The 20946-nt window shown below is 62.9% G+C and carries 18 protein-coding genes and 1 tRNA gene; 6 read left to right on the forward strand and 13 right to left on the reverse strand.

Annotated elements, in window-relative coordinates; genetic code table 11:
• Positions 1 to 125: 125 nt before the first annotated feature.
• Positions 126 to 683, forward strand: a complete 558-nt coding sequence (locus tag PWG15_RS00415) for a fasciclin domain-containing protein (protein WP_275022539.1) — start codon at positions 126 to 128, stop codon at positions 681 to 683.
• 165 nt (positions 684 to 848) lie between these two features.
• On the forward strand, positions 849 to 1346 hold the full coding sequence (msrB, locus tag PWG15_RS00420) for a peptide-methionine (R)-S-oxide reductase MsrB (RefSeq protein ID WP_275022540.1): 498 nt from the start codon (positions 849 to 851) through the stop codon (positions 1344 to 1346).
• A 39-nt stretch (positions 1347 to 1385) separates the two neighbouring features.
• On the opposite strand, the gene PWG15_RS00425 is transcribed toward msrB, so the two are convergent.
• From PWG15_RS00425 to rpmH, 6 genes are all read right to left on the reverse strand, one after another.
• On the reverse strand, positions 1386 to 1925 hold the full coding sequence (locus PWG15_RS00425) for a DUF1269 domain-containing protein (protein ID WP_057248054.1): 540 nt from the start codon (positions 1923 to 1925) through the stop codon (positions 1386 to 1388).
• A 159-nt stretch (positions 1926 to 2084) separates the two neighbouring features.
• Positions 2085 to 2738 (reverse strand): ribosome biogenesis GTP-binding protein YihA/YsxC, encoded by a 654-nt coding sequence (yihA, locus tag PWG15_RS00430; RefSeq protein WP_275022541.1) that lies wholly within the window; start codon positions 2736 to 2738, stop codon positions 2085 to 2087.
• Between the two features lie 56 nt (positions 2739 to 2794).
• Positions 2795 to 3727: a DMT family transporter gene (locus PWG15_RS00435; protein WP_275022542.1), complete on the reverse strand. Its 933-nt coding sequence runs from the start codon at positions 3725 to 3727 to the stop codon at positions 2795 to 2797.
• A 156-nt stretch (positions 3728 to 3883) separates the two neighbouring features.
• Positions 3884 to 5671, reverse strand: a complete 1788-nt coding sequence (yidC, locus tag PWG15_RS00440) for a membrane protein insertase YidC (protein ID WP_275022543.1) — start codon at positions 5669 to 5671, stop codon at positions 3884 to 3886.
• Positions 5671 to 6069, reverse strand: a complete 399-nt coding sequence (gene rnpA / locus PWG15_RS00445; RefSeq protein WP_275022544.1) for a ribonuclease P protein component — start codon at positions 6067 to 6069, stop codon at positions 5671 to 5673. Before rnpA ends, yidC begins: the two co-directional genes overlap by 1 nt.
• A gap of 20 nt (positions 6070 to 6089) precedes the next feature.
• Positions 6090 to 6224 carry a 50S ribosomal protein L34 gene (gene rpmH, locus PWG15_RS00450; RefSeq protein ID WP_077962533.1) on the reverse strand — a complete coding sequence of 45 codons (135 nt, stop codon included), beginning with the start codon at positions 6222 to 6224 and terminating at the stop codon, positions 6090 to 6092.
• 395 nt (positions 6225 to 6619) lie between these two features.
• Here rpmH and PWG15_RS00455 point away from each other — a divergent pair, with 395 nt between their 5' ends.
• The 3 genes from PWG15_RS00455 to PWG15_RS00465 all read left to right on the forward strand — a co-directional run bounded on the left by PWG15_RS00455 (position 6620) and on the right by PWG15_RS00465 (position 10922).
• Entirely contained in the window at positions 6620 to 8620 is a 2001-nt protein-coding gene (locus tag PWG15_RS00455) for a methyl-accepting chemotaxis protein (protein WP_275022545.1), read from the forward strand.
• 491 nt (positions 8621 to 9111) lie between these two features.
• Positions 9112 to 10593, forward strand: a complete 1482-nt coding sequence (locus tag PWG15_RS00460) for a sensor histidine kinase (protein WP_275022546.1) — start codon at positions 9112 to 9114, stop codon at positions 10591 to 10593.
• 252 nt (positions 10594 to 10845) lie between these two features.
• Positions 10846 to 10922 (forward strand) — tRNA-Arg (locus PWG15_RS00465).
• Between the two features lie 741 nt (positions 10923 to 11663).
• On the opposite strand, the gene PWG15_RS00470 is transcribed toward PWG15_RS00465, so the two are convergent.
• The 6 genes from PWG15_RS00470 to PWG15_RS00495 form a co-directional block, all read right to left on the reverse strand.
• Positions 11664 to 12086, reverse strand: coding sequence for a DUF1810 domain-containing protein (locus tag PWG15_RS00470; RefSeq protein ID WP_275022547.1), 423 nt, complete (start codon positions 12084 to 12086; stop codon positions 11664 to 11666).
• A gap of 40 nt (positions 12087 to 12126) precedes the next feature.
• Positions 12127 to 13113 carry an aldo/keto reductase gene (locus tag PWG15_RS00475; RefSeq protein ID WP_275022548.1) on the reverse strand — a complete coding sequence of 329 codons (987 nt, stop codon included), beginning with the start codon at positions 13111 to 13113 and terminating at the stop codon, positions 12127 to 12129.
• 182 nt (positions 13114 to 13295) lie between these two features.
• Positions 13296 to 13880: an IMPACT family protein gene (locus PWG15_RS00480; protein WP_275022549.1), complete on the reverse strand. Its 585-nt coding sequence runs from the start codon at positions 13878 to 13880 to the stop codon at positions 13296 to 13298.
• A gap of 366 nt (positions 13881 to 14246) precedes the next feature.
• On the reverse strand, positions 14247 to 17954 hold the full coding sequence (gene putA, locus PWG15_RS00485) for a trifunctional transcriptional regulator/proline dehydrogenase/L-glutamate gamma-semialdehyde dehydrogenase (RefSeq protein ID WP_275022550.1): 3708 nt from the start codon (positions 17952 to 17954) through the stop codon (positions 14247 to 14249).
• A gap of 187 nt (positions 17955 to 18141) precedes the next feature.
• Positions 18142 to 18456, reverse strand: a complete 315-nt coding sequence (locus PWG15_RS00490; RefSeq protein WP_275022551.1) for a YkgJ family cysteine cluster protein — start codon at positions 18454 to 18456, stop codon at positions 18142 to 18144.
• Between the two features lie 40 nt (positions 18457 to 18496).
• A complete protein-coding gene (locus PWG15_RS00495) occupies positions 18497 to 19303 on the reverse strand; it encodes a 2', 3'cyclic nucleotide phosphodiesterase SpdA (RefSeq protein ID WP_275022552.1) in 807 nt (268 codons plus the stop codon).
• A 195-nt stretch (positions 19304 to 19498) separates the two neighbouring features.
• Between PWG15_RS00495 and PWG15_RS00500 the strand changes: the two genes are divergently transcribed.
• A complete protein-coding gene (locus PWG15_RS00500) occupies positions 19499 to 20533 on the forward strand; it encodes a proline racemase family protein (protein WP_034797259.1) in 1035 nt (344 codons plus the stop codon).
• A gap of 106 nt (positions 20534 to 20639) precedes the next feature.
• On the opposite strand, the gene PWG15_RS36530 is transcribed toward PWG15_RS00500, so the two are convergent.
• Entirely contained in the window at positions 20640 to 20924 is a 285-nt protein-coding gene (locus PWG15_RS36530; protein ID WP_425536767.1) for a tetratricopeptide repeat protein, read from the reverse strand.
• Positions 20925 to 20946 lie beyond the last annotated feature (22 nt).

The raw sequence follows: 20946 nt of genomic DNA on the forward strand, positions 1-20946 counted from the left end.
ATAGATAAATTTCAGGAAAATTCCTGAAACTCTTTCTTTCGCGCTTCCGTTGCTTGTCATGTTCCCGCGGTGGGAACGGCGGGGCGGCGTAAGCGTCGCCTCCCTCAACAGGAAGGAAGAGAAAGATGTTCACGCCCGCTATCCGCCTGGTCGCAACAGCGTCCCTCTTTGCGGCAAGCGTATTTGTCGCCCATGCCGAAAACCCGATGGTCGGCGGCGCGCCGATGTATGCGAAGAAGAATATCATCGAGAACGCGGTCAATTCGAAGGATCACACGACGCTGGTCGCGGCCGTCAAGGCAGCCGGTCTGGTGAAGACCCTGGAAGGCAAGGGGCCGTTTACTGTTTTCGCGCCGACCAACGAGGCCTTCGGCGCATTGCCCGCCGGCACCGTGGAAACGCTGCTGAAGCCCGAAAACAAGGAAAAGCTGGCCAAGGTCCTGACCTGCCATGTCGTTGCCGCTGACGCGATGTCCTCGGCGATCGCCAAGATGGTCAAGGACGACGGCGGCGAGCATGACGTGAAGACGGTCGGAGGCTGCGTACTCAGGGCCAAGGAAGACGGTGGCAAGCTGACGCTCACCGACGAGACGGGCGGCACAGCGACAGTCACGATTGCCGACGTCAAGCAGTCGAACGGTGTCATTCACGTCATCGACAAGGTGCTGCTGCCGAAGGGCTGACGTGTTTGCGCCGGGGCGGCGGTTCGCCGTCTCGGCGCCTTGCCAGCGGCCAGATGGTCGCTGGCCTTTTCGAACAGCGCCTCACGGTGCTTTGATCCGCATTGTTTTGCCGTCGTTGTGGCCGGTCGCTATGCTCACGCCAAGGACCGGGGAGGGGAGGCTTTGATGATCAACCGACGCGTCTTCCTGATGGCGGGCTCTGCATTCGCCGCAGCAATCGCGTTCCGCGGTCTGACGCCTCCTGCGCGGGCGGCCGGCGAATCCTTCGAGATCGTCAAGAGTGATGAGGAGTGGCGCGCGACGCTGACGGACGACCAATACCGGATCCTGCGACACGAGGATACGGAGCGTCCCTTCACCAGCGCGCTCAACCACGAGAAGCGCAAGGGCATCTTCCAATGCGCCGGCTGTGCGCTTCCGCTCTATTCGTCCGAGGCGAAGTATGACAGTGGCACCGGCTGGCCAAGCTTCTGGCAGTCACTGCCCGGCGCCGTGGCAACGCGCGAGGACACGTCCCTGTTCATGAACCGCACGGAGTGCCATTGCCGCCGCTGCGGCGGGCATCTGGGTCACATTTTCGATGACGGCCCGCCTCCGACCGGCAAGCGCCATTGCATCAATGGCCTGGCGCTTGCCTTCGTACCGGCGGCCAAATCCAGCTAGGCGCTCCTCTTGGTGCGCTAGCGTCGGACTTCCACGAGACTAGAACGACCCCGCCGGCGGCGATGCCGCCGCGGCACCGGACAATGCTGCCTGCAACTTTTGCTCCTGCTCCGGTGAAAGCGACGTCTTCAGGACACGGCCGCGCAGATCCGGGAATTCGGCGAGCACCTTTTCCGGCTGGACCTTGCGCACCAGGATGAACAGCGCCGAGGAGTTGTTGGGAATGGTGTTGCCGAGCGATTTGATGAACTCGTCGTCGATGCCGTAGTCCGTCAGCGACCCGGAGAGGGCGCCGGCGCCGGCGCCGAGCGCACCGCCGATCGCAAAGCCTGCAAGGGGGTTGAGGAAGAGGAGGCCGACGAGCCCGCCCCAGATCGAGCCCGAAAGCAGCCCGGACGTCGCACCGACCGCCGTCAGGTTCAGGCTCTGCTTGAGATGAACCTTGCCTTCCGTGTCGCGCACGACGACGACCGCGTCCTCGAGGTCGATCAGGTATTCCTTCTTCAGCCCGGCGAGCCGGACGAGGACCCTGTCGGCTTCCTCAGGGGAATCGAACCCGACAACGATCAAATCGGACATGACTTTCTCCTATCTCTGGCCGCGCCACCGAACTGGACGCAACGCAGAGATAGAGCGGATTGCATGTCGGGGTAGTGACAGAGATCAAAGACTTTGAGTTGATCTGCCTTTGCGCAGCGCGCACGTCGCAGTGCACGTCGAACCGTTGCCGGAACCGCCCTATCGGGCGATCGCCGTGCCGATTGCGGCGCGCAGGTCGTCGATCCCCTCGCTCTTTTCCGAGGAGGTCGAGAGAACCTCCGGGAAGGCCGCGGGACGCTTCTTGATCTTCTCGAGCGTCTCGGCGATCAGCCGCGGCACGCCGGCAGCCTTGATCTTGTCGGTCTTGGTGAGCACGACCTGGTAGGAGACGGCCGCCTTGTCGAGCAGGTCTAGTACGTCGTCGTCGTTCTTCTTGATGCCGTGGCGGCTATCGATCAGCACATAGACGCGCTTCAGCGTCGAGCGGCCGCGCAGATAGTCGAACACCAGCTTCGTCCAGGCGTCGACCTGGTCCTTCGGCGCCTGGGCATAGCCGTAGCCGGGCATGTCGACGAGCGCCATTGGCGGCAGGTCGTCGGCCTCGCCGGAGTAGCCATCGGGTACGAAATAGTTGAGTTCCTGCGTACGGCCCGGCGTGTTGGAGGTTCTCGCCAGCCCCTTGTGGCCGACCAGCGCATTGATCAGCGACGACTTGCCGACATTCGAACGGCCGGCAAAGGCGATTTCCACCGGGCCCTCCGGCGGCAGGAATTTCATCGCGGGCACGCCGCGAATGAAAATCCACGGCCGGCCGAACAACGGCTTGTCGTCTTTGGTTCTGGTTTCGGCCATCGGCGGTCGGTCCTTCATCGAGAAAGCTCATGGCTTCCCGGTTTTGGCCGTGGATGTCAAGGCGTCGGCGTGCGGACCGGCCGCGTGGGGATCGTTTGCGCCCGCCGGAATTCGTTGAAAAGGTAGGCAAGCAGCGCCAGAAAGATGAAGGTGCCGCCGATGATCGTCCGTCCGCTCGGCACTTCGCCATGAATGATCGCGACCCAGAGCGGACCGAGCACGGTTTCGGCGGTGCCGAGCAGAGCGGCGAGCGCCGAAGGTACCAGCCGGGCACCGGTGACGAAGAGCGCCATGCCAAGACCGAGGTTGAAGGCGCCGAAGACGAAGAGCAGAGCGAGTTCGCCGGAGGTCACCGCAAGACCCGACGACTGGCTTGCGGCAATGGCGCTCGCGGCGAAACAGCCGAAGCAGGTGGCCGGCGTCATCCGCACGTGCGGATAGCGGCGCGTGATGACGGTTGCGAGCGCGAAGACCACGGGGATCAAAAGCGCCAGCGCATCGCCAATCGGCGACACGCTGCCGGTCAGGCTTTCCGACACCATGATCGCGACCCCGACAATAACGGCCGTGATCGCGCCCCAGGTGAAGCGCGAAACCCGCTCGCGAAACAGCACCCAGCTCATCAGCGCCGCAAACAGCGGCACGCCGGCGCCAAGCAGAACGACATTGGCGATCGTCGTGTAGGAAATGGCGATGATGAAGGAGGTCGAGGCGATGGTGAAGCAGAGCCCCACGGCGACGCCCGGCCAGCCCATGCCCTTGAAGAGTGCCAACGTGCCGCGTGGTCCATCGCGCACCAGCATGAAGGCAAGCAGGAAGAGGCCGGCAAACAGGCAGCGCCAGAACACGATCGTCCAGCTGTCGGGAATCTCCAGGAAGCGGGCAATGGCTCCGCCGAAACTCCAGAAGAAGGCCGAGCCGAAGACGAGCAGGGCGCCAAGCTTCTCGCTGGCGGCGAACGGAGCGGAGGTGGCCGACGGGTCGGTCATGGCAAGATGTCCTGGAGCGAGGCGCAGAGATTTCAGTATCGCCTGATGCCTGCACTGCGCGCCCGCGTCAACGCCATTGCGTGTCGCGCGATGGCGGCAAAACGAAAAAGCCCCGGACCGTGGTCCGGGGCTCTGGAATGGTCGTGCCTGCCGGCGTCATTCCGCCGGTTTGGGTTTCTTCGAAAACAGGCTCTTCAGATTGTCGAAGAGCTCGATCTTCACGCCCTGGCGCTTCATGATGATCGACTGCTGCAGCACCGAAAGGGTGTTGTTCCAGGCCCAGTAGATCACGAGGCCGGCCGGGAAGGATGCCAGCATGAAGGTGAAGACGACGGGCATCCAGGTGAACAGCATCGCCTGGGTCGGATCCGGCGGGGTCGGGTTCATGCGCATCTGCACGAACATGGTGACGCCCATGATGAGCGGCCAGACGCCGAGATGCAGGAAGGTCGGACCGTCGAACGGCAGCAGGCCGAAGAGGTTGACGATCGTCGTCGGATCCGGCGCCGAGAGGTCGTGGATCCAGCCGAAGAACGGCGCATGGCGCATCTCGATGGTGATGTAGATCACCTTGTAGAGCGCGAAGAACACCGGAATCTGGATGAGGATCGGCCAGCAGCCCGCCAGCGGATTGATCTTCTCGTCCTTGTAGAGCTGCATCATCGCCTGCTGCAGGCCCATGCGGTCGTCGCCGAACTTCTTCTTCAGTTCTTCCATCTTCGGCTGAACCTTCTTCATGTTCGCCATCGAAGCGTATTGCTTGTTGGCGAGCGGGAAGAAGAGACCCTTGACCACGATCGTGGTGATCAGGATCGCGATGCCGAAATTGCCGAACAGACGGAAGAAGAAATCCATCATTTTGAACATCGGCTTGGTGATGAAGTAGAACCAGCCCCAGTCGATCAGCTTGTCGAAGTTGGGGATCGAATAGGCCACTTCGTAATTGTCGACGACAGGAACTTCCTTGGCGCCGGCAAAGACGAGGTTCTTGACTTCGGACGTCTGGCCGGGAGCGACGGTGACGGCGTCGCTCTTGTAGTCGCTCTGGTAGCGGGCGCGACCGTCGGTGAAGTGCGTGAAGCGGGTGTCGTATGGCGTCGCCTGCGGCGGGACGATCGCTGCTGCCCAGTACTTGTCGGTGATGCCGAGCCAGCCGCCCGTCGCCTTGCCGGGTTCGACGGACTTTTCGTCTTCGATCTTGCCGTACTTCAGTTCCTGCAGGCCGTGTTCGCCGAGGACGCCGATGAAGCCCTCATGCAGCACATAGACACTCGGCGTCGTCGGCTTGTTGAAGCGGGTCACGCGGCCATAGGACGACAGCGCCAGCGGCTCGGCCGTGCCGTTCTTGATGCTGTCGACCACCTGGAACATGTAGTGGTCGTCGACCGAGATCGTGCGGGTAAAGGTGACGCCCTTCTCGTTGGTGAAGGTCAGCGTTACCGGAGTGGCTGCGGTCAGCTTGTCGCCGCCAGCAAGCGTCCACACGGTCTGCGGGCCCGGCACGCTGCCGGTCGCGTCGCTGCCGACATAGCCGAGCTCGGCGAAGTAGCCGTCGGTCGTCTCGGCCGGGCTGAAGAGCGTGATGACGGGGCTCTTCGGATCGACCGTCTCGCGGTATTCCTTGAGCTTGAGATCGTCGAAGCGCGCGCCGGTCAGGTTGATGGAGCCGGAAAGGGCCGGCGTGTCGATCGCAACGCGAGCCGATTTCGCAATCGCCTGGTCGCGGTTCTCGCCAGCGCCCGGAATTGCACCGCTGCCCGGCAGAGCTTGGCCCGAAGGCTGCTGCGTCGGGGTCGCCGACTGCGACTGCGCCTGTTGCGCCTGCAGGGCTTCCGCGGCGATGCGTTCCTTTTCCATCTTCGGATTGACGTAAAGGAACTGCCAGGCAATGAGGATCAGCACGGACAGGCCAATCGCCACGAAATAGTTGCGGTTTTTTTCCATCATGGTTTCCTGGAACCGGCCGGCGGCCGCTTCTGTTTCGGCTTGTTTTCGATGCGCTCGCCAAGCCCCCGGGTCAAGGCGTCGAAGGGGGCGTTCAGGAGATCGCGTCGGGCGACAATCACATAGTCGTGTCCGGGTTTCATTGCAAACCCGGCGGAAAGCCGCACCGCCTCTTTCAGGCGTCGGCGCATCCGGTTTCGCTCGACGGCATTGCCGTGTTTCTTGGTAACGGTGAAGCCGACGCGGGCTTCGCCCTCCGGATCGTTGCGGTCGAGCACTTCGAGGAGAAACAAGGGGCCTCTACGGCTTTCTCCTGCCCGAACGGCCAAAAACTGCGGACGGCTTTTCAGCCGCCCGACAGTCTTTTTGTCTTTTTCTGACGTCATGTGCCCGGACACTGGTTTCGGGCAGTTTCGGCTTAAGCCGAAAGACGCTTGCGGCCACGAGCCCGGCGGGCTGCGAGGACCTTCTGGCCACCCTTGGTAGCCATACGCGAACGGAAGCCGTGACGACGCTTGCGGACAAGCTTGGACGGTTGGTAGGTACGCTTCATTTATTTAATACCGCGGTGTGCGGCCCTTCTTGGGTTTGCGTGTAGCAAGGAGCGTTTACGTTACCGGACGCGGCTCCGCCTTGCGGGCAGGAGGGCTTGACCGGACGTGCGCGGCTTATAAGGGGAAATTTCCCGGAAAGTCAATTGCAGCCGGCGATTCAGTGGCCGCGGGATCGTAAAAGTAAACCGACACGCTCGATTGCGGCGTGTAACGGCCGCGCGAAAGGCGGGCATCTAGCCGAGATTGGTAAACAGAACTCTAACCGGCGCTCCCCAGAATGCCAGCCGGCGACGATGACCTTTATTAACCACGGCTATTTTAGGGTCGCCTCGGTGCAATGGGGTAGCGGCGTGTTCGATAATCGGACAGGTCCAGCGGCCTCGTGGAGGTCGGGATGAAAATACGCGGTAAGATCAATCTAATCGTCGGCATCATGAGTGTGCTGGCGGTTGCGGTGACCGGCATGTCGCTGGTCGCTGTCAGCAAATACAACGAGAAATTCCACCAATACGAGAATGTTGCGAAGCGCGCCTTCAATGCGGAACGCCTCAACCGTCTGGTGACCGCGGTCGTCATGGAATCTCGCGGTGTCTACGCCGCCCCGACCATCGAGAAAGCCAAGCCGTTCGCCGAGGGCATTCGCAAGAACCTCGACAAGATCGACACGCTGCTCACCGAGTGGCGGCCGCTGATCCCCGCCGAAACGAAAGCGTCCTTCGATACGCTGGTCGCCCGCGCCGCGGAGTTCAAGACGTTCCGCGTCGAGACAGCGCGGCTTGGCGAAGAAGTTTCGCCGCAAGCTGCCAACGAGCAGGGCAATACCGACGCCAATCGCGCCAACCGCAAGGCTTTCCAGGAGCAGATCGACGGCGTTGTCGACATCAACCTGAAGACGCTTGAAGTCGTTACGGCTGACACTGCGACCTTCGAGCGCAGCGTGATCATCACCATTCTCGCCATCGCCGGCCTTGGCCTCATCGCCGGCATTGGAGCGGCATTCTACATCGCGACCAACCACCTGAGCCGTCCGATTCTCGAATTGACAGGCAAGATGAAGCAACTGGCCGGCGGCGATCTCACCGCGGACGTGCCTTTTGTCGGCCGCAAGGACGAGATCGGCGAAATGGCAGAAGCCGTCGAGGTCTTCAAGCAGAACGGCCTTGCCGTCCGCGACCTCAACGCGCAGGAAGCGGTGCTGCGTGAAAAGAGCGCCGACCTCCAGTCGAGCATCGGCGTCGTCGTGGCGGCTGCTGCTGCTGGTGATTTCACCAAGCGCATCAGCAAGGATTATGAAAACGACGATCTCAACCGGTTCGCAAAAAGCGTCAACGAACTGGTCGGCAGCGTCGATGCCGGTATCGCCGAGACCCGCCGGGTCGTCGCGAGCCTTGCCGGTGGCGACCTGACCCAGAGCATGAACGGCCATTTCCAGGGCGCGTTTGCCGAACTGCAGAAGAACGTCAACGAGACGCTGTCGACGCTGCAGAAGACGCTGCGCGAAGTCCGCGTGACGACCGACACGATCAATGGCAACTCGTCCGAACTGCGCGCTGCTGCCGATGATCTTTCGAAGCGCACCGAGCAGCAGGCTGCAGCGCTTGAAGAAACCTCGGCCGCACTCGACGAAATCACCGTTGCGGTGAAGAGTTCGACCGAGCGGGCACAGGAAGCGACCGTCATGGTCAATGAGGCCAAGCATAGCGCTGCGCAATCGGCCGCCGTCGTGCGCAATGCCGTCGATGCCATGGGCCGAATCGAGCAGGCTTCGAGCGAGATCGGCCAGATCACCAACGTGATCGACGAGATCGCCTTCCAGACAAACCTTCTGGCGCTAAACGCGGGCGTCGAGGCGGCGCGCGCCGGCGATGCGGGCAAGGGCTTTGCCGTCGTTGCACAGGAAGTGCGCGAGCTGGCACAGCGTGCGGCAAGTGCGGCCAAGGACATCAAGTCGCTGATCTCGAAGTCCGGCAGCGAAGTGGCGACCGGCGTCCGGCTGGTCCAGGAAACCGGAGCGGCGCTCGGCGAGATCGAAGACCGCGTCCTGAAGATCAACGATCATATCCACTCGATCGCAACGGCGGCGCGCGAGCAGTCGACCGGCTTGAGCGAAGTGAGCACCGCGGTCAACCAGATGGACCAGGTGACCCAGCAGAATGCGGCGATGGTGGAGGAGGCAAATGCTGCCACCCACAAGCTCTCCGCCGAAGCCAACAACCTCGCCAACCTCATTGCCTACTTCAAGGTGGACAATACCGCGACAAGGCCGGTGGTCGTTGCGCGTGAAACCGCCCGCCCGGTCGAATCGCCGGCGCGCCGCATGATGGGCAACGTCGCCCGCGCCTTTGGCGGCGGCTCTGCAGCGGCGGTGGCTAGGGACGACTGGGAAGAGTTCTGATCGGCGGCTTCTTGCTGAACTGATGGAAGCCCGCGGTGCCGTCATGGTGCCGCGGGTTTGCTGTTTTTTGCAGCCTTGAGCGTCTGCCGCCGTTGTGGCGTTATCGCCGTCTGCCGCCGCCCCTGGGGGTGTGCGGCATTGTTCCCTGGGTGACTTACACCGATCCGGATTCTGTGCACGTAGGTCCGACCGAGGCGGCAGTGCGTCGAAAATATTCCCGTCGGCCGCCAGCTTCCGGCTGGCCTGGTGATCAATCAGCATGCAGACATCGACGTATGGGGAGGGAGACGATCAGAATGTGGTCCTTTGCGATTGCCGGTGGTGCGGCGTTGAAACATGTCCGCGCCTATGTCGCACCCCGCCCAATCGCTCTGAGATTGGAAAACAGGCGGCCTTCTCCTATTATGGGCCCTCGGCACGAGGCCCGTTGGCTAGGGCACTTGTGCGGGGTCTGGGGCGTTTTGGTTGACGGGCAGGGAAGTTTGTAAGGCATGGCGGAAGAGACGCGTCCGGCAACGGCAAGTGAGCCACTGAAGACGAGTCCGGGGTTCTTCCGAGGGCTTTCCGGCAAGCTGCTACTGCTAACCATCGTCTTCGTCATGTTGGCGGAGGTGCTGATCTTCGCGCCGTCTGTCGCGACCATGCGTATTCGGTGGCTTGAGGATCGTTTGAATACGGCTGCCGCAGCGGCCGTCGTCGTCGACGGCTTGCAGAATGTCGAACTGCCGCGCAGCGTGCAGAAGGACACGCTGATGGCGACGGGCACCAAGGCGATCGTTATCCGCCGCAAGGACGCGTCGCGCATGATCGCGCTCACCGACATGCCCCTTGAGATCAACGGCGAGTACGACGTCGCCAATTCTACCGGCTTCGGGGCCATCCGCGATGCCTTCGATACCCTGCTCTTCGGTGGCGATCGCGTGATCCGTGTCTATGGCCCGCTCGGGGAAAGCGACGCGACGATCGAGCTGTTGATGAAGGATGCGAGCCTGCGCAAGGCGATGCTCGTCTATTCGCGGAATGTCTTTGTTCTTTCGCTCATCATCTCGCTGATCACGGCGGCACTGATTTTCCTCGCCATCAACCGTATGCTGATCGCACCGATCCGGCGGATGACGGCGAACATGCAGGAGTTTTCAGACGATCCGGCCGATCCTGGTCGGGTGCTCGTGCCGCCGGAGGGACGCGACGAACTTGCCGTCGCCGGCCAGCATCTCGCCAGCATGCAGAGCGAGTTGCAGAAGACGCTGAAGCAACAGAAGAGCCTCGCCGAACTTGGCCTTGCCGTGTCGAAGATCAATCACGACATGCGCAACATCCTGTCCTCGGCGCAGCTGATCTCCGACCGCTTGGCCGACGTGGACGATCCCGTGGTCAAGCGGTTTGCCCCGACACTGCTGCGCACCATCGACAGGGCTGTCGGCTATACGCGCGAGGTCCTCTCTTATGGCCGAACGACAGAGGCAGAGCCGCATCGTCGTTTCGTGGCGCTGAAGCCGCTCGTCTCCGACGTTGCCGAACTGCTGGCGATCGATCCCCAGGCGGGTATCGACTTCCAGATCCAGATGCAGGACGACATCGAGGTCGATGCGGACAGCGAACAGCTCTTCCGCGTGGTGCACAACATCTGCCGCAATGCCGTCCAGGCTTTGACCAATCACGAACCGGAGGACGGCCGTCCGCGGCTTGTCACCGTGTCGGCCATGCGGATTGGCAGCGTCGTCACAATCTCCGTCGACGATACCGGCCCCGGAATGCCACCCAAGGCGCGGGAGAACCTGTTCGCCGCTTTCCGCGGTTCGGCACGCTCCGGCGGCACCGGTCTCGGGCTTGCGATTGCGCGCGAACTGGTGCTCGCCCACGGCGGCACGATCGCGCTTGTCGAAAAGCCGACGCCCGGCACGCTCTTCCGCATCGAGTTGCCCGACCGGCCGGTGCCGCTCGACGCATTCCGCTCGAAGTTTCGCCATTAGCGCACGGCAATCACGGACCCATCCGGCGGGTTGCTGTCGAGGCTGCCCCCTCCAACAAATTTTTTTCAGTCCCCTTCCGCAGTGCAACACCCTGTTTTTCAGGGCGTTGCTGCACCGCCGTCGCCTCGACTGTCCACAGCAAGTCGGGCCATCGTCGTAAAAATGAAATTTTTTGCCGAACGGCGCTTGCAATCCCTGAGAGGACCCTTTAGAGAACCGCTCACGCAAGCGGTTCCGCCGCTTCAGGCAAAAGCACCCGTAGCTCAGCTGGATAGAGCACCAGACTACGAATCTGGGGGTCAGGAGTTCGAATCTCTTCGGGTGCGCCATTCTTCTTCAATAGCTTAGGCTACTCCATATCCCCGTCGTTGCGCGGGGATTTTTGCGTTTCAGACCATTGTTCCAGTTTGACATCGCGACGCGCGCGATCGACCGCGACCCCGTTCGGTCACGCTCGGCTGCGAAGCCGATTCGCTGTGGCGGAGGTGTAAGAACGACCACGGACGATCTCGGTCCCTTGGGTAGGCAGCAGCCACCGCTGCGAGGACCGCAAGAATGGTCACGGCAATCGCGCTGAGAATGGCTGGGCTGTTGAAGCCTGGCGACCGGATATCCTCGATAAGGCCTGCCTGCAGCCACGGCTGTTTTCCAGCGCAAAATATTCGCCGCACGGAGCGGCAGGAGAGGCAATTGTTCAACCCTCCGAACTGGTTAGGTGACAAATAATATATATTAGTATAATGTAATTTTTATAGGTCGTGGAGGCGCCGAAACCGTCTCGGAGCCTTTGGAGGATAGCGACTCCGGATCACAAAAAGGCGGAAGCGCCTTCACGAACTTTTGACGCCTGTATCTGAGAATTGGCCCAATGACTTCCTATATTTAGGAAGATACCGCGGCCACTGAAGGAAAGGAGGTGCTGGATGTATCGCTATATGATGAAAGAACTGCTGGTGATCGTTGCCGGCCTTTCGATATGTGCCTTCACGATCCTGTTCTTCCTGGCTAACTCGACGCCCAATCTCTGACGGACGCCAAAGCGCGATCCGCCGCCGCTTGAGCACGGGGCACTAGCGCTGTTGCAGAATGTCCAGCGTGCGCCGATCCTTCTCTCCCCCGAAATAACATTCAAGCGCTTGCACAAATGGGCTCTCCTCGACCTCGGCAAACAAGGTCATCGACGAGCGGAACTTCACGTCGTCGGGGCTGGAAAAGATGTCGTGCGCCGATTTCCCTGAAACCGCATTGACCAGTTCTGTGCATTGCCGAAGCCGCAGCCCGAGCAGCGGATGGGAGAGATAGGCCCGCGCTTCGTCGAGCCCGGAGATCGCATAGCGCTCTGCCATCGGCGAGTGGCCGAGGCCGGCGATCTGCGGGAAGACGAACCACATCCAATGCGTCCGTTTGCGGCCGTGGCCGAGCTCGTCCAGGACCGCGGCATAGACGCGGTCCTGGGCTTCGACGAAACGCTTGAGCTCGAAGGGATCAGCCATGCTGCGTTTCCTTCCGCGCCTGCAGCAGCGGTGACGTCAGTTACCAGCGATGATGAACATGAACCTTCACCAGCCGTTCGTAAACTGCGGCGATGGCGGTCTTGGTCTGCGAGTTGACGGCCGCAAGTGCGCTGGCGGCTGCGTTGGACTGTGCCTGTGCCTCGTTGCGAGCGCCAGGAATGACCACCGAGACTGCCTGCTGCTCGAGGATCCAGCGCAGCGCAAACTGTGCCATCGGCACGCCCTCGGGCACCAGCGGACGAAGCTGCTCGACGGCTTCCAGTGCCGCTTCGAGCGGCACGCCGGCAAAGGTTTCACCGACGTCGAAGGCTTCGCCGTGCCGGTTGAAGTTGCGGTGATCGTCAGCAGCAAAGGCCGTATCCCGGGTGATCTTGCCGGAAAGCAGACCGGAGGCGAGCGGCACGCGTACAATCACGCCGACATTCTTCTTGCTTGCCTCCGCAAAGAACAGGTCATGCGGGCGCTGGCGGAAGATATTGTAGATGATCTGCACGGTCGCGACGCCCGGATATTCGATCGCCTTCAGCGCTTCCTCGACTTTTTCGACCGACACGCCGTAGTGGCGGATCTTGCCCTTGGCAACGAGCTTGTCGAGCGCTCCAAACAGCTCAGGCCGATAGTAGATCTCGGTCGGCGGGCAGTGCAGTTGCACGAGGTCGAGCGTCTCGATGCCGAGATTGGCGAGGCTGCGATCGATGAAGGCTTCGATGTTCTCGCCGGTGTACCCTTCAGCGACGTGCGGGCTGAGCCGGCGGCCGGCCTTGGTCGCGACGAACGGCTTGTTGCCGCCGCGCTCCTTCAGCACCGCCGCAATGATCTTTTCGGACCGGCCATCGCCATAAACGTCGGCCGTATCAACGAAGGTAACGCCGGAATCGAGTGCCGCATTGAGCGCACGCTTGCCGTCCGCCTCGCTGACGTCACCCCAGGAGCCGCCGATCTGCCATGCGCCGAAGCCGATCTCGGAAATGGTTGCGCCGGTCTTGCCAAGAACTCTCGTTTTCATGGTGCTGTCTCCTGTTGTGCGTCGTCGATCATGGGTTGCATGGAGCGCTTCTATTATGACTGGTCTGATCGAGTAAATTAGAGCGAGATAGAGAGCGGGAAACGGCGCACATTTTTCTCGGCAGACTGCCCGAAAAAGGCGGCTCGGCCGGAAGCTGATATCCAGGGCGTGGGCGCCGGGAGCTAGTCGTCGAGCGAGACTACGGCCCTGCCGCGGGTGAGATCGACGACCATGGAAAGGATCGCCTCCGCTTCATCCTTGCGCAGGTCTACGGTCAGGACCGGGCCCTTGTCCGTGAAGCTCTCGCCGGCAATGGTCACGTCGCGGGCAAGGAGCCGCGCCTTGACCAGCGCCATGTCGGAAAAGTCGACCGCGACGGTGGCGCGCACGGTCTCGATCATCTCGATCTTTTCCGCCGCCCTGAGGCAGAGCGCCGCGGTGCCGCCATAGGCACGCACCAGGCCGCCGCTGCCAAGCAGGATGCCACCAAACCAGCGGGTGACCACGACGGCAACCCGGTCGAGTTCCTGGCCGTCGATCGCCGCCAGGATCGGTTTTCCGGCTGTCCCGCTCGGCTCGCCATCGTCGCTGAAGCGATAGGCCTGGCCGACACGCCAGGCCCAACAATTGTGATTGGCCGTGGGGTCGGAGTGAGCTGCGAGGAACTCTTTCGCCGCCTGTTCATCGGCAATGGGCGCGGCAACGGCCAGAAACCGGCTCTTCTTGACGTCCTGTGTTGCCGTTTCGATGCGCTTGAGGGTGAACATGGCCGCTTCCGTTTCTCAGACGCTGATAACGGATTGCGGGGAAGGGCGCCACCACGGTTTGGGTGAGTCGTGGGCTTGGCTGATGAAAGGGCGGGTGAACGTGCCAGTCCCTCATTTCTGTGCTGGTCACAGAAATCCAGTCACGGCGCGTCCGCGCCGTGAGGAGACGAGTTTATGCCTGTTTGACTGAGATGGTTCTTTCGCGCCGGCCGACGCGGCACGGCGGGTACTCTGTAAACTGTACAGAGATGAGGAGGAGAGGGGCAGGGTCGTGGAAAGCAGCGTGGCTGGCGGGTGAAACCCAGTCCCGTCATCGCCTCTCCCGCATTCGGGAGAGGACATTCTTGTCCCGCGGACCGGCTTCGATCAGCCGATCGCCATCAGGCTGGCATTGCCGCCGGCGGCGGCCGTGTTGATCGAGGTCGAGACTTCCTCGAGCAGCCAGTTGAGGCAATAGGCGTCGGGGTTCTTGCCGATCTCTTCGGTCGACGCCGCCTGGACGAGAACCAGCGGACCCGGCAGGCCCGCGATCGCCTTGCTGACCTCGCGCACCCGTTCACCGTTGCCTTCGACGAGCGCGCCGGCATAGGGACCGTCGGCCGACCAGTCCTTCGACCAGGAAAGCCGGGCGGCGATGCTTGCCGGCAGGCCCTTCAACGATGCCTGAAGACCTGAGGCAGCGTCGATGACGACCGTGTTGCCGGTGGCAAGGGCTGCACCCAGCTGGTGGTAGAGACCGGTCTCCGTCGCCGGAACCAGGAGGACGCGGCCGCGCGGATGCAGTGCGTAGAGGTTGCGCTCGCCGACCGGGCCCGGAAGCTCCGAGAGCAGGCCGAGAGCGGAGTTGCTGCCGGCAGTACGGGCGGCTTCTGCTTCGGCCTTGGCACCCTTGCCGTCGAGCCACTTGGCGAAGTCGAGCAGCGCCGGGTCCGTGTGGACGGAGCTGTGCTGCGGCGGCACCGGGGCGGTGGCGACCAGGCGGCCGAGATAGAGCGGGCCGCCGGCCTTCGGACCGGTGCCGGAAAGGCCGCGTCCGCCGAAGGGCTGCACGCCGACGACAGCGCCGATGACGTTGCGGTTGACGTAGAGGTTGCCCGCCTTCACCCGCGAGGTGACGTGGGCTATCGTCTCGTCGAGGCGCGTGTGCAGGCCGAAGGTGAGGCCATAGCCGGTGGCGTTGATGTCGTCGATCAACCGGTCGAGATCGTCGCGGCGGTAGCGAATGACATGCAGCACCGGACCGAAGACTTCGCGCTTGAGATCGGAGAGCTTGTCGAGCTCGATGATCGTTGGCGGCACGAAGGTGCCCTGTTCGGTTCCGGAGGCAGGGCCGATCTGCTCGACCTTGCGGCCGAGGCCGCGCATCGTTTCGATGTGCTTCTCGATGATGCCCTTGGCTTCCGCGGTGATGACAGGACCGACGTCGACCGAGAGCCGGTCCGTGCGGCCGATCTTCAGCTCATGCAGTGCACCCTTCAGCATAGAAAGCGTGCGGTCGGCGACGTCTTCCTGCAGGCAGAGAACACGCAGCGCCGAGCAGCGCTGGCCGGCGCTGTCGAAGGCCGAGGCGATGACGTCGCCGACCACCTGTTCGGCAAGCGCCGAGCTGTCGACGATCATGGCGTTCTGGCCGCCGGTCTCGGCGATCAGCGGGATCGGCCGGCCGGCTGGCGAAAGCCTGTCGGCAAGCTGCGCCTGGATCAGCCGGGCGACTTCGGTAGAACCGGTGAACATCACGCCGGCGATTTCAGGCGCCGCGACAAGGGCAGCACCAATGCGGCCGTCGCCGGGCAGCAACTGCAGCGCGTCGGCCGGGATGCCGGCCTCGTGCAGGATGCGCACGCCTTCGGCGGCAATCAGCGGTGTTTCTTCGGCAGGCTTTGCCAGCACCGGGTTGCCGGCAACGAGTGCGGCGGCAATCTGGCCGGCGAAGATCGCCAGCGGGAAGTTCCACGGGCTGATGCAGACGATGGGTCCAAGCGCCTTATGTGCCGGGCCGAGGGTGCGGCGGGTCTGTTCGGCGTAATAACGCAGGAAGTCGATGGCCTCGCGCACTTCGGCAATCGCGTTCGGCAGCGACTTGCCCGCTTCGCGCGAGATCAGGCCGAGCAGGGTCGGCATGCGTGCCTGCATCAGGTCGGCGGCGCGGGTGAGGCAGGCCGCGCGCTCGCTCGGCGAGACGGCAGCCCAGCTTGCGGCGGCCTTGGCGGCAAGGCTTGCGGCCTGGCGGGCGTCGGCTTCCGAAGCCTCGGTAACCGAGCCGACAACGTCGCGGTGATCGCCGGGGTTGACGACGGCGCGGGTTTCGCCGGACGCAGGGCCTGTTGCCAGTTGCGGCACGGCCTTCCAGTCGATCGCGGCGCTCGCCTGGAGTGCTGCGGTCAGCGAGGTCAGGCCCGCTTCGTTGGAAAGGTCGAGGCCGGCCGAGTTGCGGCGCGTTTCACCGAAGAGGTTGTCGGGAAGCGCAATTTGGTCATGCGGCGCGCCGACGACCGGCATGGTACGAACGATCTCGACCGGATCGGCAATCAGCTCGTCGACCGAGACCTTCGGGTCGGCGATGCGGTTGACGAAGGAGGAGTTCGCGCCGTTTTCGAGCAGGCGGCGAACGAGATAGGCAAGCAGCGTCTCGTGCGTGCCGACAGGCGCATAGATGCGGCAGGGACGGTCGAGATTGCCCTTGCCGACCACTTCGTCATAGAGCGGCTCACCCATGCCGTGCAGGCACTGGAACTCGTACTTGCCGACCTTGAAGTCCTTGCCGGCCATCTCGTAGATGGTCGCGAGCGACTGGGCGTTGTGGGTGGCGAATTGCGGGAAGATCACGTCGGTCGCGGCCAAGAGCTTCTTGGCGCAGGCGATATAGGAGACGTCGGTGTAGATCTTGCGGGTATAGACCGGGAAGTCTTCGAGACCGTCGAGCTGCGCGCGCTTGATCTCGGCATCCCAGTAGGCGCCCTTGACCAGGCGCACCATGACGCGGCGCTCGGCGCGGCGGGCAAGGTCGATGATGAAGTCGAGCACGTAGGGGCAGCGCTTGCCGTAGGCCTGGACGACGAAGCCCATGCCGGCCCAGCCCGCGAGGTCCTTGTCGAGGCACAGCTCTTCGAGCAGGTCGAGCGAAAGTTCCAGGCGATCGGCTTCCTCGGCATCGATGTTGAGGCCGATGTCATACTTCTTGGCGATGACGGCGAGAGCCTTCACCTTCGGCAGAAGCTCTTCCATGACGCGCGAGGCCTGCGAACGGGCGTAGCGCGGGTGCAGTGCCGAAAGCTTGATCGAGATGCCGGGGCCTTCATAGATGCCGCGGCCGGCCGACGCCTTGCCGATGGCGTGGATCGCCGTCTCGTAGTCGCGATAGTAGCGCTCCGCATCGGCAGCCGTCGTCGCTGCTTCGCCGAGCATGTCGTAGGAGTAGCGGAAGCCCTTCTGTTCGAGCGCGCGCGACCGGCGCAGCGCTTCGTCGATGGTCTCGCCGGTGACGAACTGCTCACCCATCATGCGCATCGCCATGTCGACGCCGCGGCGGATCACCGGCTCGCCGCAACGGGCGATCAGGCGGGTGAGTGCTGCCGAAAGGCTGCGGTCGTTGACGGTCGAGGTGAGCTTGCCGGTGACGACGAGGCCCCAGGTGGCGGCATTGACGAACAGCGAGCGCCCGCCGCCGATATGCGATTTCCAGTCGCCGTCGGCGATCTTGTCGCGGATCAGCGCGTCACGCGTCGCAGTGTCCGGGATGCGCAGCAGCGCTTCCGCAAGGCACATCAGCGCCACGCCTTCCTGGCTCGAAAGCGAATACTCCTGCACGAGGCCCTCGACGCCCGAGCCCTTGTGCTTGGCGCGCAGCGCCTCGATCAGCTTGCGGGCGGTCTTGGCAGCCGCCGCGCGGGTCGCGGCATCAAGGGTGGCTGCCTCGATGAGTGCGGGCAGCGCTTCGGTTTCAGGACGGCGGTAGGCGGCGGTAATGGCCTGACGCAGCGTGCTCTGCGGTCGAACCGGCGGAGCGAACTCGGCGAACGGAGCCTGCGGCGCGCCGGTCTCTGCAGTGGTCTTGTGAAGCGGTGTCTGGCTCATAGAGCGCTATCCTCCGGGAAGCGGTTTCTAAGGGCGCGGCGCACCCTCGATCGTGGGCGGAAAATACGCTTCCTTTCACCGTACATCCATCCGGCAAATTCCAAGTTTTGCGGAATGTTTCACCGTCTCGACTAATCGAGACCGGAGAGGATGCGGAATCTTGGCGATATTGCCGGATGATCCTGTGTCAGGCCGCCTTGCCGAAGTGCTTCTCGCGCGCCATCAGGCATTCGTCGTCGCCGGGCATGCAGGTGCGGCAGACGATCGGCCGGATTGCGTAGATCTTGCAGCCGACGTGCTCGCCGAGCTTGCCGCCGAGTGCGGAACAGCGGTCGTCCTCGCAGCGCATGCCGCCGAGATCGGCGGACACGTACTCCGCCGGGATCAGGTCGAGCTCCTCGTCCGTCTCCAGCGAGAAGCGCGGCCAGTCGGCCGAATAGGCGCAGCATGCGCCACAGCTCTGACAGTCGAAGGTTTCGTCAATGGATGCGGGTTCGGTCATGCGTCAAACTAGCATGAAGGTCCGCGGTCTGAAATGGCCCTCACGCGATAGCGGCATCGCGGCGTGCGATCTCGTAGTCTTCCGTATGCACCAGCACGCCATCGTCCGTCACCACCGCGATGCCATAGGCAGCAGGTTCATCGACGGACAGTGACGCGTCTGGTGCGTCGAAGGGCATCGGTTGCTGGTGCACCGGGCTCTTGAAGACCGAGAAGGGAATGCCGCGGCTGGAGCCGCTGATCGTGCGGTGTACGTGCCCGGCGAAGATATGCCGGACGTTACCGTGCCGTTTGACCAGATCGTAGAACTCCGTCTCGTTGGCGAGCCGGATCATGTCCATGCCGGTAAAGCCTGTCCGGTGCGGCGGATGATGCATGAAGATGAGCGCCGGCTTGTCGCCGGCCTCGCCAAGCTGCCGGTCAAGCCAGGCAAGGCGCTTGGCGCAGAGAAGGCCGGCATGGCTGGTTGGATAGTCATAGGGCGGCGCAAAGAGCGTATCGAGCAGGATGGCACGGCAATCCGGAAAATCGATCGCCTGCTGCACGAAACCGTGCTCGTCCGCTGGCGTGCCCGCGAAGACATCGAGAAAAATCTCGCGCCGGTCGTGATTGCCGATGGTGATGGCGACCGGTGGGACAAGCTGATCGACAAGCTGCTTCAGCCGTTCGTAGGAGGCGCGATCGGCGTAGTGGGTGAGGTCGCCGGTGAAAATCACGCGGTCGGCGTCCGCATGGTAGCGGTTGACGTGCTCGATGCCGGTCGCAAGGCGCTGAAAGGGATCAAGGCCGATGATCGTCGTGCCCTCGGGCACCATGTGCAGGTCGGTGAAAATGATCAGCTTTGTCATGGGGATCCAGGGTAACGTCGTAGGTGACCCAAGCTGTCTCGTGGCGTGTGACGCGTCAAGCGGCAACTTTGGGGCGACTCGCTCGGAGCCCGGCGGTTTTTCTTGCGGCGGGCTCGGGAAAGCGCTAATGCAAACGCATCTGATATATCAGCCATCAGCGCCACTGGGCGATGGCAAACGAGTTGGAGAAACGGCATGCGGTGGAAGCGCACGATCCAGTTGCTGGACGTTCATTGCGAGGGTGAGATCGGCAAGGTCGCGATCGGCGGCGTGCCGAAGATCCCGGGAAACTCGATCGCCGAGCAGCTCAACCACATCAATACCGTCGATGACAGCCTGCGCCGGTTCCTGTGTCTGGAGCCGCGCTCCGGCTCGATCGGCTCGGTCAACCTGCTGGTACCGCCGAAGCGGCCGGAAGCCGATGCCGGCTTCATCATCCTTCAGGCTGACCAGGCGCATGCCATGTCCGGCTCGAACTCGATCTGCGTCACCACGGCGCTGCTTGAATCCGGCATCATCGAGATGAAGGAGCCGGAGACCGTGGTGATGCTCGACACGGCGTCGGGCCTCGTCAAGGCCACTGCCACCTGCCGCGACGGTCGTTGCGAAAAAGTGAAGCTGACGATGGTTCCGTCCTTCGTGCACGAACTCGACGTCGAGGTCGATACGCCGAAGTGGGGCAAGATCAAGCTTGATCTCTGCTATGGCGGCATCTTCTATGCGCTGGTCGATGTCGGCCAGATCGGCACGACGATCGACAAGGCCAACGCCCGCGAGATCGTCGAAGCCGGCATGATCCTCAAGGACATCGTCAACCGCACGATCCCCGTCGTCCATCCGGAAATCCCTGAGATCAAGGGTGTCGCCTATGTGATGTTCCGCGATGTCGAGGCGGATGGCACGATCCGCACCTGCACGACCATGTGGCCGGGCCGCGTCGACCGCTCACCCTGCGGCACCGGCAGCTCGGCCAACCTCGCGACGCTGCACGCACGCGGCAAGGTCAAGGTCGGTGATGTCCTGAAGTCCCGCTCGATCATCGGTTCGGAATTCGAAGTCGGCCTCGAAGGTGTGACCACCGTTGCCGGCCGCGAGGCGATCATCCCGACGATCGCCGGCCGCGGCTGGACCTTCGGCCTGCACCAGGTGGCGCTCGACCCCTTCGATCCGCTCGCCGACGGTTTTGCGCTCACCGACACCTGGGGACCGCAGGCAGGCGAGATTCGCTGACACACACCTGCCAGCGACGCTTCACGCTCCCTGTGCTCCAAACGAAAGCGCGGGCCGAAGATCTTGAGATCTCCGACCCGCGCTGGCCCTTGGGAGGCGTGTTCAGTTACTTGATACGGCTGGTCTTGCCGAGCATGGCGGTCTGCAGGGCGTCGCTGCCACTAAGTTCCGCGAGCTTGCGTTCGGCGAAGGCGTCACCCTCGTTGGCGGCCTTGCGGAAGATCGCACGGGCGGCCGGGATATCCTTGGCGGTGCCTTCACCGTTCTCGAGCATGAGGCCGAGATTGACCATGGCATCGACATTGCCGCGGTCTGCGGCCAGGCGATAAAGCTTGGCAGCCTTGGCGTTGTCTTCCGGTACCAGCTTGCCCTCGTCCAGGATGACCGCCAGGTTGAAGGCGGCGACGTCGTCG

The organism is Ensifer adhaerens, assembly GCF_028993555.1.
Lineage (GTDB): Bacteria > Pseudomonadota > Alphaproteobacteria > Rhizobiales > Rhizobiaceae > Ensifer > Ensifer adhaerens_I.